Raw genomic sequence first — 12,054 nt, 5'->3', positions numbered from 1 at the left:
CAGGCGCAATGGTGCGCCGCAGAATGCAAGTCCAGAAAATCTCGTGTTTTACTTAAATCGATCTAAATTTGCAGGAGGGCGGACCTGCACCGATTGAAATGCTGGTTTTCCTGCCTTCCTGGCGGGCTGATCGGCAGCTGATCGATGCCGTTGTCCACCTGATCGCCGCCGCTGGCCTTGTCCTTCGGCAGCCGCCTGCCCGCTTGTTGAGGCCGACTCTCTCCCCCGTCCTGCCGACGGACGGGCCGGCCTCACAGGCCCGGCTTCGGCCGGGCCAACCTGACGACGCCGTACCGACATCGACCCAAAGGATCCATCGCATGAGCCGATTGCCGTCTGTTTCCTCCCGCCTGATCCGGCCACGGCCGCTGGCGCGCCTGGCCTGCGTGCTGGCCTTGTCCGTGGTCCCGCTGCTGCAGGCCGCGCCGGTGGCGCTGGAGCGCGAGGTCAACACCTTCATCGGCAGCAAGGACGACGGCAATACGTTCCCGGGGGCGTCGGCCCCGTTCGGCCTGATCCAGGTCAGCCCGATCGGCAGCCACTACTCGGGCTGGCGCTACGACGACGAGAAGATCCGCGGCTTTGGCCACTCCTTCATCTCCGGCGCCGGCTGCTGGGAACAGGGCGGGCAGGTCTCGGTCCTGCCGGTGACCGGCAGCATCGGTCCGGGCGGCGACTTCGACACCCGCGATGCCAAGCGCTTCGACCACAAGAGCTACGCCTCGGCCTATGCGCACGACGGCGAAGTGGGCCAGGCCGGCTACTACAAGGTGCGCCTGACCGACTACGGCGGCATCGACGTGGAGACCACCGCGCGCACCCGTGCCGCGGCCGAGCGGTATACGTTCACCGCCGGCAGCGGGCTGGGCCATGTGCTGGTCAACGTCGGCCAGGCCAACGAGCGCCATTCGGTCATCGGCAGCGTCGTCGACGTGGTCGGCGACCGCGCGGTGGAGGGCAAGCTGGTGACCAAGAGCTTTTGCGGCGGACACCAGTACACGACGTGGTTCCGCATCGAGTTCGACCGCCCGTTCAAGGCGCATGGCACCTGGGGCGAGAACGGCGGCCTTCCCGATGCGCGACACAGCATGGAAGGCGAACTCAAGCCCAACGGCGCCTGGCTGAGCTTCGACCTGGCCGACGGTCGCAGCGTGACCGCCACCAGCGCGATCTCGCACGTGGACGCCGAGGGCGCGCGCAACAACCTGCGCGCCGACGGCAAGCAGGGCGACCGCCTGCTCGGCTTTGACCGCATGCGCGCGCTGTCGCAGCAGAGTTGGCGTGAGCAGTTGGACAGCGTGCGCGTCCAGGGCGCCAGTGCCGATGACCGCGTGGTGCTGTACACCGCGCTGTACCACGCGCTGTTGCAGCCGATGACCGGCAGTGACGCCGATGGGCGCTATCGCGGCTACGACGATGCGATCCACCGTGCCGATGGCTGGACCTACTACGAGTACTTCTCGCTGTGGGACACCTACCGCTCGCAGAACCAGTGGCTGGCGCTGACCCGCCCGGACGTGGCACGGGACATCGCGCGCAGCTTGCTGGCCATCGATGCGCAGGGTGGTTGGCTGCCGCGCTGGGGCTACGCCAACTTCGAGACCAACGTGATGACCGGTGACCCGGTGACGCCGTTCCTGGTCGACCTGTGGCGTTTCGGTGCATTGACCGGCCGCGAGGCCGAGGCCTGGACTGCACTGCGTCGCAATGCGTTCTCGATGCCGCCGATCAACTCGCGCCATGCCGGCCGCTCGGGCAATGCCACCTATCTTGCCGACGGGTATGTCGCCTATGACCGCGCATTCCCGTCCAGGGGCATGGACGTGGACCCGCACCACGGCGGCTCGGCCACGCTGGAATACGCCTTGGCCGATTGCGCGCTGGCACAGATGGCCGATGGCCTGGGCCATGCCGACGATGCGCAGGTGCTGCGCGCCCGTGGCGGCAACTGGCACAAGGTGTGGGACGCCGACGTGCGTGATGCCGAGGCCGGCTTCAGTGGCTTCCCGCGTCCGCGCGCCGAAGGCGGCCAGTGGTACACGCCGGCCGATGGCCATTACAGCCCGCGCTCGCAGCATGGCTTCCACGAAGGCACCGCCTGGCAGTACCAGTGGCTGGCGCAGCAGGACATCCCGGGCCTGGTGACGGCGATGCATGGCCGCGAGGAGGCCGGTCGCCGGCTGGATGCGTTCTTCGCCTATGACGAACTGCTCAAGTCGCCGCAGACCGCCGCGCGCAAGGAATGGGTGGTCGGGCCGTACAGCTATTACAACCAGTATCGCTACAACCCCAACAACGAACCGGACCTGCATGCACCGTGGATGTACACGCTGATCGGCCAGCCGTGGAAGACGGCCACCGTGGTGCGCGCCGCGCAGCAGTTGTTCACCAACGCGCCCAACGGCGTGACCGGCAACGACGACCTGGGCACGATGTCGGCCTGGTATCTGTTCAGTGCCCTGGGGCTGTATCCGGCGGTGCCGGGTACGGGACAGTTCCTGCTGCATGCGCCGCGGTTTTCCAGCGCTGAAATCAATCTCGGCAACGGAAAGCGACTGCAGCTGAGGGCACAGCGTGCCGATGCGAATCGCTTGCAGTACATTCACGCCGTCCAGTTCGAGGGCAAGCCGCTCAACACGGTGTGGCTCGACTGGGAGCGGCTGAGCAAGGGTGGGACGGTGGAGTTCCAGCTGGGCGAAGACGTTCCGACGCAGGGCTGGGGTACGGCCATTGCGGATCTGCCGGTGTCCTATTGCGCCACGCCGGGCAGTGAAATGAAGTGAGCTGCTGCGACGCCGTTGCCAGTGGGTCCGGGCAGGGCGCGTCGACGCGCTGCCCCGATCCTTTAGGATTCTCGCGAATCGAGCCGTCAGCCTGAGTCATGAACGATAAGAAACCCGCCGCCAGCCAGCGCGCCGGCAAGGAAGCAAAACGTGCGGTGACCGTGACCGACATCGCCCAGGCGGTGGGCGTGTCACGTGCGACGGTGTCGCTGGTGCTGCGTGGCAGCCCGCTGGTCAACGTGGACACGCGCGCCAAGGTGGAGGCGGAGCTGCGTCGCCAGCGCTACGTATACAACCGCACCGCCGCCAACCTGCGTCGCCGCACCTCCTCCTCGATCGCGCTGGTGATCAACGACCTGTCCAACCCGTTCTTCGCCGAATTCGCCTCCGGCGTGGACGAAGCCCTGGGCGAGAAGGGGTATGTCACGCTGCTGGGCAGCACCTCCGAGTCGCCGGCCCGGCAGCAGGCGGTGCTGTCCACGCTGATGGAACACACCCCGACCGGCTTCATCCTGTCGCCGGCCGAAGGCAGCGACACCCAGGCGCTGCGCCAGGTGCTCGGCGTCAACGCCAACGTGCTGCTGTTCAACCGCGAGCTGGAAGGCGCCGATTGGGACTTCCTGACCATGGACAACCAGAACGGTGCCTACCTGGCCACCCGTCACCTGATCGAGCAGGGCCATCGCGACATCGCCTTCTTCGGCGGGCATGCCGCGTCGAGCTCGTGCCACCAGCGCCGCATCGGTTACCAGCGCGCGCTGTCCGAAGCAGGCCTGGATCTGCGCCAGGACTGGCTGATCGAATCGGCACCGAACCGCCTGGAGGCCGCCGCACGCACCGGCGAGCTGTTCGAGGGTGGCCAGCGTCCCAGCGCCGCGGTCTGCTACAACGACACCGTCGCCCTCGGCCTGATGCTGGGCCTGACCTCGCGTGGCATCCGTCCCGGCGCCGACTTCGCGGTGACCGGTTTCGACGACATCTCCGAAGCATCGGTGGCGGTCCCGCCGCTGACCACGCTGACCGCCGACCCGCGCGAGCGTGGCCGGCAGGCGGCGTCGCTGTTGCTGCAGCGCCTGGACAACCCTGACGCGGCTCCGATGCGCGTGGTCGCGCCGGTGCAGCTGCGTGTCCGTGAGAGCAGCGCGGCGTTGCCACGCTGACCGCCCCCTTCCACCGCATCCACCGCAAGGCGCCTTCCCATGCCGACACTTCCTCCATCCCCGCTGAGATCCACAGCTGCAGCACCGGTGGTCAACACCAAGGTGGCGCTGGCGGTGGTCACCACGATCTTCTTCATGTGGGGCTTCCTGACCTGCCTCAATGACATCCTGATCCCGCACCTGAAGAGCGTGTTCCAGCTCAACTTCGCGCAGGCGATGCTGGTGCAGTTCACCTTCTTCGGTGCGTATTTCCTGATGTCCTTGCCGGCCGGTCGGCTGGTGGCGCACGTGGGCTACAAGCAGGGCATCGTGATCGGGCTGGTGATCGCCGGCATCGGTGCCATCGGTTTCTGGCCGGCGGCGGAATTGCGTGTCTATGGCGCGTTCCTGACCGCGCTGTTCGTGCTGGCCACCGGCATTACCGTGCTGCAGGTGGCGGCCAACCCGTACGTGGCGCTGCTGGGCCCGGAGCGCACCAGTTCCAGCCGGCTGACGTTGGCGCAGGCGATGAACTCGCTGGGCACCACGCTGGCGCCGTACTTCGGTGGCGTGCTGATCCTGTCCAACACGGTCAAGACCACCGACCAGATCGCGGTGCTGCCGGACGCCGAGCGCGCGGCGTACTTCGCCCACGAGGCCAGTGCGGTGCAGGGGCCCTATCTGGGCTTGGGCATCTTCCTGTTCCTGCTGGCGGTGTTCGTGTTCCTGTTCCGCCTGCCCAGGCTCACCGAGACCACCGAGAAGGCCGATGAAAGCCATCATTCGTGGAGCGACGTTCTGCGGCACCGCCACCTGGTGCTGGGCGTGCTCGGCATCTTCTTCTACGTGGGTGCGGAAGTGGCGATCGGCAGCCTGATGGTCAACTACTTCTCGTTGCCTGAGATTGGTGGCATCACCGAGGCGCAGGCATCCAACTATCTGTCGGCATACTGGTTCCTTGCCATGGTGGGCCGGTTCACCGGCGCGGCGCTGATGGTGAAACTGTCACCGCGCAAGCTGCTGGCATTGTTCGCGGCGGTGAACATCGCGCTGCTGGTGACCACCGTGAGCAACACCGGCATGACTGCCGTGTACAGCCTGATCTGCATTGGCCTGTTCAACTCGATCATGTTCCCGACCATCTTCGCGCTCAGCATCGAGGGCCTGGGGCCGCTGACCAGCAAGGGTTCGAGCCTGCTGATCATGGCCATCGTCGGTGGTGCGATCGTGCCGTACCTGCAGGGCCAGCTGGCGGATCGCATCGGTCTGCACCATTCGTTCGTGCTGCCGCTGCTGTGCTACGGCTACATCATCTTCTATGGCCTGTTCGGTGCCCGCCGCGGCGCGGCCGCCACTGGGGCCGCATGAGCCAGCCATGAGTACTCCCCGCATGCCACCCCCGTGCGCCAACCGCTCCGGCACCCGGCAGGACGGGGCAGGGCCAGGTTTCCCCTACACCTCCGTTGCCGGCGCGTGGTCCGGTGACGAAGGTTCCGTGCCGCAGTGCGGCCATCCGCTATCCCATGGCAGGACGGGCATGTCGCCCGCCGCCGTCATCGCCCAAGGAGACTGAGGCCAGATGGGCAAGATTGTTTGTTTCGGCGAAATTTTGATCGATCTACTCGCGCAGCCGCCGGCCACGCCGGATACCCCGCGCGCGTTCCTGCAGTACGCCGGTGGCGCGCCGGCCAACGTCGCGGTGGCCGCCGCGCGGCTGGGTGCCAGCAGCCATTTCGCCGGCATGCTGGGCCGCGACATGTTTGGTGACTTCCTCGCCGAGAGCCTGGCGCAGGCCGGCGTGGCGACCGACTGCGTGGTGCGTACCGATGCGGCCAAGACCGCGCTGGCGTTCGTGGCGCTGGATGCCGCGGGCGAGCGCAGCTTCAGCTTCTATCGCCCGCCGGCGGCGGACCTGCTGTTCCGTGACGAGCACTTCGTGCCGGCCTGCTTCGACGGGACGGCCTGCTTCCACGTCTGCTCCAACAGCCTGACCGAGCCGGCCATTGCCGCGGCCACCTACGCCGGCATGGACCGCGCGCGCGCGGCCGGTGCCATGGTCAGCCTGGACCTCAACCTGCGCCCGGCGCTGTGGCCGGCCGATGCCGATCCCACGCCGTGGCTGTGGCAGGCGCTGGAGCGTGCCGACCTGGTCAAGCTTTCGCGCGAGGAACTGGACTACCTGGCCGCGCCGCTGGGCGAGGACGGCGAAGCCCGGGTGATCGCGCGCCTGCTGGCCGCGCGTGCCGGTTGGGTGATCATCACCGACGGCGCCGCGCCGCTGCGATGGCATACCCGGCACGGCCATGGCCAGGTGCCCAGCTTCAAGGTGGCGACCGTGGATACCACTGCGGCCGGCGATGCCTTCGTCGGCGGCGTGCTGGTGGCGATGAGCGAGCGCGAGGGGTCCGGCCAGGGCTTTGCCGCGTTCTGCGCCAACCCGCAGGCCATCACCGATACCCTGCGCTTCGGTGCCGCCGTCGGCGCGCTGGCGGTCACCCGCAAGGGCGCGTTCGCCGCGATGCCCGACCGTGCCGAAGTGCACCACCTGCTGCAGCAACAGGAGCAAACCGCATGACCACCGCATCGCCCGCGTTCCGCTCGCCGGAGTTCCTGCGCGCCCACATCGCCAGCACGATGGCGTTCTACCACCCGCACTGCATCGACCCGAACGGCGGCTTCTTCCACTACTACCTGGACGACGGCACGGTGTATGACGCCAGCCATCGCCACCTGGTCAGCAGCACGCGCTTCGTCTTCAACTATGCGATGGCCTACCGCGAGTTCGGCAACGCCGAATACCTGGCCGCGGTGAAGCACGGCGTGGACTACCTGCGCAACGTGCACCGCAACCCGGCCACCGGCGGCTACGCCTGGACCCTGCGCGATGGCAAGGTCGAGGACGACATGAACCACTGCTACGGCCTGGCCTTCGTGCTGCTGGCCTACAGCTGTGCGCTGAAAGCCGGCATCGCGCAGGGCCGGGAATGGATGGACGAGACCTGGCAGCTGCTGGAGCGGCACTTCTGGGAAGCGCCGCACGGCCTGTACCGCGACGAGGCCGATGCGCAGTGGAACTTCACCGGCTACCGCGGCCAGAACGCGAACATGCACATGTGCGAGGCGATGCTGGCCGCGTTCGAGGCCAGCGGCGAGCAGCGCTACCTGGACCGTGCGCTGCAGCTGGCCGACAACATGACCCGCCGCCAGGCGGCCAAGGCCGGTGGCCTGGTGTGGGAGCACTACGACACCGCGTGGAACATCGACTGGGATTACAACCTAGACAATCCCAAGCACCTGTTCCGTCCGTGGGGCTTCCAGCCCGGCCACCAGACCGAGTGGGCCAAGCTGCTGATGATCCTGGACCGGCACGTGCAGGCCGAGTGGCTGGTGCCGACCGCACGCCACCTGTTCGACGTGGCGGTCGCCAATTCCTGGGACGCCGCACGCGGTGGCCTGTACTACGGCTTCGCGCCGGAAGCCCGGCGCCAGCAGGACATGCACGGTGCGCCGATCGGCACCGACAGCTTCGTCTGCGACGACGACAAGTACTTCTGGGTGCAGGCCGAGTCGCTGGCCGCGGCCGCGTTGCTGGCCCAGCGCACCGGTGATGATGCCTACTGGCAGTGGTACGAGCGGCTGTGGGCGTATTCGTGGGAACACATGGTCGACCACACCTACGGTGCCTGGTTCCGGATCCTGGACGCCGACAACCGCAAGTACAGCAACGAGAAGAGCCCGGCCGGCAAGACCGATTACCACACCATGGGCGCCTGCCACGAAGTGTTGAACGTGGTGCGTGGCGCGCACTGAGCAGCACTGAACAGCGGACGCCTGCGTGACTGCGGGCGTCCGGGCATCACCGGCAATCGCCGCGGCACCCCGGCGCCGTGGACGCAATGAACGACACGCCGGCAGGCGTGGCCCTCCCGTAACCGGCAGCACGAAGGAGCTCGCATATGCAGTACGTGCGCACGAAATTTGGATCGATACAAAATCGTTTCATCCGGTTCGGTTGGCTGGCCCTGCTGGTGGTGTCGTGCACCGTGGCGGGCGTTGCGTCGGCGGCACCGCTGCAGGCGCAGTGGAGCTTCCGGCTGCTGCCGGGCGATGCGCAGTTGCAGGTCCATCCGGGGCTGGATGCGTGGCGGCCGGCACAGGTGCCGGGCAGCGTGCATACCGACCTGCAGGCCGCCGGCGTGATCGGTGATCCCTACGTCGGCGCGGCCGAGGCCGGCCTGCAGTGGATCGGCCTGGGCGACTGGGAATACCGCGCCCGTTTCGACGTGGACGCGACCACGCTCAAGCGCCGGCATGCCGAACTGCGCTTCGACGGCTTGGATACGTTTGCCGAGGTCAGCCTCAACGGTGCGCCACTGCTGCGCGCCGACAATGCCCACCGCACCTGGCGCGCGCGCGTCGATGGGCGGCTGAAGGCCACCGGCAACGAGCTGCGCATCGTGTTCCGCTCGCCGATCCGCACGTTGCTGCCGCAGGTGCAGGCGATGCCGCACAAGATTGCCGGCAATTATCCCTCGCCCTACGGCGACGAGCCGAAGGACGCGATGGTCGGCAACTTCGCGCGCAAGCCGGCCTACCACTTCGGCTGGGACTGGGGCCCGCGGTATGTCACCGCCGGTGTCTGGCGCGCGGTGCAGCTGTCCAGCTGGGACGACAACCGCATCACCGACCTGGCCGTGCGCACCGACACGCTGGACGAGGCACATGCCGCGCTGACGGTGCTGCTGCAGGTCGAGCAAGGCGACGCCGCCGGCAGCGCCAGCGTGGCCGTGGACGTGCTGGACCCGGACGGAAAGCGCGTGCAGCGCATCGAGCGGCAGCTGATGCTGCGCCCCGGCAGCAACGACCTGCAGCTGCCCGTCACTATCGAGCAGCCGCGTCGCTGGTGGCCGGTGGGGCAGGGCGCGCAGGACCGCTACACGGTGCAGGCGCGTGTCGATGGTGGCCGTAGCGATGAACAACAGGCGCGCCTGCGCACCGGGTTGCGCACGGTGGAGCTGCGCCGTGAGAACGATGCGCAGGGCGGGCAGGGCTTCAGCTTCGTCATCAACGGTGTGCCGGTATTCGCCAAGGGCGCCAACGTGATCCCGTTCGAGGCGTTCCCGGCGCGGGTCACGCGCGAACGCCTGCGCCGCGACCTGCAGGCCGCGCGCGATGCCAACATGAACATGCTGCGCAACTGGGGCGGTGGTTACTACGAGGATGATGCGTTCTTCGACATCGCCGACGAGCTCGGCCTGCTGGTCTGGCAGGACTTCATGTTCGGCGGTGGCATGCAGCCCGGCTACGATCCGGCGTTCCGCGCCAGCGTGGTGGCCGAGGCGCGCGACAACGTGCGCCGGCTGCGCCACCACCCCAGCATCGTGCTGTGGTGTGGCAACAACGAGGAAGAGACCGCGTGGAAGGACTGGGGCCACGGCAAGGACCTGGGTGCCGCCGACCCGGTGTTCGCGGCCAAGGTCTGGCAGGGCTACGTGGACCTGTTCGGCACCGACCTGCGCGCCGTGGTGGCCGAGGAAGGCCTGGGCGTGCCGTACTGGTCCAGCTCGCCGAGCAATGACCTCGATGCCAAGGCCAATGATTCCACGCGCGGCGACAAGCACTACTGGCAAGTCTGGGGTAACCCGGCGCTGCCGGTGACCGCCTATCTGCATGAGACGCCGCGCTTCATGTCCGAGTACGGGCTGCAGGCCTGGCCGCAGCAGTCCACCATCGATGCCTTCGCGACGCGCCAGGAACAGCAGATCGACGGCCCGGTGATCCAGGCGCACCAGAAGTTCATGGCCGGCAAGGGCAACGAGCGGCTGCTGCACTACATCCAGATGGAGTACGGCACGCCGCGTTCGTTCGCCGACTTCGTCTACCTGAGCCAGGTGATGCAGGCTGAGGGCATCGCGCTGGCGGCGTTGCACCACCGCGCCTCGCGGCCGTACACGATGGGATCGCTGTACTGGCAGCTCAACGATGTCTGGCCCGGTGCGTCGTGGTCGAGCGTGGATTACTACGGCAACTGGAAAGCGCTGCATTTCCATGCGCGGCGCTTCTTCGCCGATGTCGCGGTGGCGGCGCTGCGTGACGAGGGCGTGACCCGGGTCAGCCTGCTCAATGACGGCCGCAGCGCGCTGCAGGCACAGCTACGGATCCGCGTACTCGATATCGACGGCAGGCAGCTCCACCAGCAGCAACAGGCGGTGACGCTGGCAGCGCAGGCGGCCACCGAGGTCGCGCGCCTGAGCGATGCCGCGCTGCTGCAGGGGGCCGACCCGCGGCGCAGCCTGGCCGTGTTCGAACTGCAGCAGGGCGATACGGTCATCGCCGAGCGCATCGTCTACTTCGCCGCCGCCAAGGACCAACCGCTGGCGGCCGGCCAGGTCCGCAGCGAACTGGTGGCACAGGGCGACCACTACCTGCTGCGCCTGCGCAGCCCCTCACTGGCGCGTGCGCTGTGGATTGATTTCGGCAACGTCGATGCGCGCGTTGAGGACAACGCCTTCGACCTGCTGCCTGCTTCCCCCCGTGACGTGGTCGTGCGCAGCCGCGCCGACCTGTCGACCCTGCGTGCCGCGCTGCGTCTGCAGACGCTGGGCGACACGCTGCACTCCACCCTTGCACCACCGCAAGACGTTCCCACTCCGAGGACCCGATGATGAACCGAGCCCTGCGCACCGCCCCGCTGGTCGCCGCCCTGATGCTGGCGCTGAGCGCCTGCAACCCGTCGCCCGCCCCGAGCGACAGCACGCCCGCCGCACCGGCCGCCGCCGCTGCCACGCCCACCCTGGCCACCGTGCCGGCCGTCGACGAGGCCGAAGCGGCACGCATGGCCGAACAGGTCCGCGAAGCCACCCGCCACGCCTGGCAGGGTTACATGCAGTACGCCAAGGGCCACGATGACCTGAAGCCGCTCAGCGCCAAGCCGCGCGACTGGTACCCGCAGCCGCTGTTGATGTCGCCGGTCGATGCCCTGGATACCCTGCTGCTGCTGGGCATGGACAAGGAAGCCAACGAAGCGCGCGAGCTGATCGTCAGCCAGCTGTCCTTCGACCAGGACATCGACGTGCAGAACTTCGAGGTCACCATCCGCCTGCTGGGTGGCCTGTTGTCGGCCTACCAGATGACCAACGACGAGCGCCTGCTCAAGCTCGCCGATGACCTGGGCACGCGCCTGTCGCCGGTGTTCGACAGCCCCACCGGCCTGCCGTACACCCACGTCAACCTGCGCACCGGCAAGACCAGCGGCACCATCAGCAACCCGGCCGAGACCGGCACGCTGCTGCTGGAGTTCGGCACCCTGGCCAAGCTCACCGGCAAGCAGGCGTACTACGACAAGGCCAAGCGCGCGCTGGTGGAAACCCACAACCGCCGCTCCAAGATCGGCCTGGTCGGCCTGAACATCAACGTCGAGACCGGCGAGTGGACCAACACCGATGCCTCCATCGCCGGCGGCATCGACTCGTACTACGAGTACCTGCTCAAGTGCTGGAAGCTGTTCGGCGACGAGGACTGCAAGCGCATGTGGGACGAGAGCATCGGCCCGCTGAACCAGTACCTGGCCGACGAGGTGCGTGAAGGCGAGCTGTGGTACGGCCACGCCGACATGAACACCGGCGCGCGCACCTCCACCACCTACGGCGCGCTGGATGCGTTCATGCCGGGCCTGCTCGCGCTGGGCGGCGACCTGGACCGCGCCAAGCGCCTGCAGGAGTCCAACCTGAAGATGTGGCGCCTGCACGGCATCGAGCCGGAGTCGCTGGACTACGCGGCGATGGAAGTACGCTCTCCGGGCTACGCGCTGCGTCCGGAGATCGTCGAGTCGGCCTACTACCTGCACCACTACACCGGTGACACCCGCTACCGCGGCATGGGCAAGGAGTTCTTCGACGACTTCGTCAAGCACACCCGCACCGAGCACGGCTTTGCCGCGCTGAAGGATGTGCGCAGCAAGGAGAAGGACGACTCGATGGAGAGCTTCCTGTTCGCCGAGACCTTCAAGTACTACTACCTGCTGTTCGCGCCGGCCAAGACCCTGGACTTCGACGGCGTGGTGTTCAACACCGAAGCACACCCGCTGCGGAAGACCTGGTAAAGCGAAAGCGACCCTCACCCCACCCCCGCTC

At 67.7% G+C, this 12,054-nt stretch carries 7 protein-coding genes; all 7 read left to right on the top strand.

The features are described 5' to 3' along the window. The first annotated feature begins 320 nt into the window (after positions 1 to 320). The 7 genes from ATCM_RS18240 (at position 321) to ATCM_RS18210 (ending at position 12,023) form a co-directional block, all read left to right on the top strand. The gene (locus ATCM_RS18240) at positions 321 to 2,783 is read left to right on the top strand and encodes a GH92 family glycosyl hydrolase (RefSeq protein WP_132865886.1); all 2,463 of its coding nucleotides are present in this window, start codon (positions 321 to 323) and stop codon (positions 2,781 to 2,783) included. A gap of 98 nt (positions 2,784 to 2,881) precedes the next feature. Then, a complete protein-coding gene (locus ATCM_RS18235; RefSeq protein WP_132865885.1) occupies positions 2,882 to 3,943 on the top strand; it encodes a LacI family DNA-binding transcriptional regulator in 1,062 nt (353 codons plus the stop codon). An 87-nt stretch (positions 3,944 to 4,030) separates the two neighbouring features. Beyond that, on the top strand, positions 4,031 to 5,290 hold the full coding sequence (fucP, locus tag ATCM_RS18230; RefSeq protein ID WP_243694056.1) for an L-fucose:H+ symporter permease: 1,260 nt from the start codon (positions 4,031 to 4,033) through the stop codon (positions 5,288 to 5,290). A 211-nt stretch (positions 5,291 to 5,501) separates the two neighbouring features. Next, positions 5,502 to 6,497, top strand: a complete 996-nt coding sequence (locus ATCM_RS18225) for a carbohydrate kinase (RefSeq protein ID WP_132865883.1) — start codon at positions 5,502 to 5,504, stop codon at positions 6,495 to 6,497. Then, a complete protein-coding gene (locus ATCM_RS18220) occupies positions 6,494 to 7,732 on the top strand; it encodes an AGE family epimerase/isomerase (RefSeq protein WP_132865882.1) in 1,239 nt (412 codons plus the stop codon). Before ATCM_RS18225 ends, ATCM_RS18220 begins: the two co-directional genes overlap by 4 nt. A gap of 155 nt (positions 7,733 to 7,887) precedes the next feature. After that, positions 7,888 to 10,587, top strand: a complete 2,700-nt coding sequence (locus tag ATCM_RS18215; protein ID WP_243694055.1) for a glycoside hydrolase family 2 protein — start codon at positions 7,888 to 7,890, stop codon at positions 10,585 to 10,587. Further along, complete coding sequence (locus ATCM_RS18210) at positions 10,587 to 12,023, top strand: glycoside hydrolase family 47 protein (RefSeq protein WP_243694054.1); 1,437 nt, start codon at positions 10,587 to 10,589, stop codon at positions 12,021 to 12,023. The genes ATCM_RS18215 and ATCM_RS18210 overlap by 1 nt, the downstream gene beginning before the upstream one ends. Positions 12,024 to 12,054 lie beyond the last annotated feature (31 nt).

Origin of the sequence: Stenotrophomonas sp. ATCM1_4 (genome assembly GCF_004348115.1) — a bacterium.
Lineage (GTDB): Bacteria > Pseudomonadota > Gammaproteobacteria > Xanthomonadales > Xanthomonadaceae > Stenotrophomonas > Stenotrophomonas capsici.
This window is presented reverse-complemented; position numbering and strand designations above follow the sequence as displayed.

What these genes read in the sequence shown, in the direction of transcription:
- ATCM_RS18225 (WP_132865883.1), top strand. Translation starts at nt 5,502, where the DNA reads ATGGGCAAGATTGTTTGTTTCGGCGAAATTTTGATCGATCTACTCGCG.
- ATCM_RS18210 (WP_243694054.1), top strand. Translation starts at nt 10,587, where the DNA reads ATGAACCGAGCCCTGCGCACCGCCCCGCTGGTCGCCGCCCTGATGCTG.
- ATCM_RS18220 (WP_132865882.1), top strand. Translation starts at nt 6,494, where the DNA reads ATGACCACCGCATCGCCCGCGTTCCGCTCGCCGGAGTTCCTGCGCGCC.
- ATCM_RS18235 (WP_132865885.1), top strand. Translation starts at nt 2,882, where the DNA reads ATGAACGATAAGAAACCCGCCGCCAGCCAGCGCGCCGGCAAGGAAGCA.
- ATCM_RS18240 (WP_132865886.1), top strand. Translation starts at nt 321, where the DNA reads ATGAGCCGATTGCCGTCTGTTTCCTCCCGCCTGATCCGGCCACGGCCG.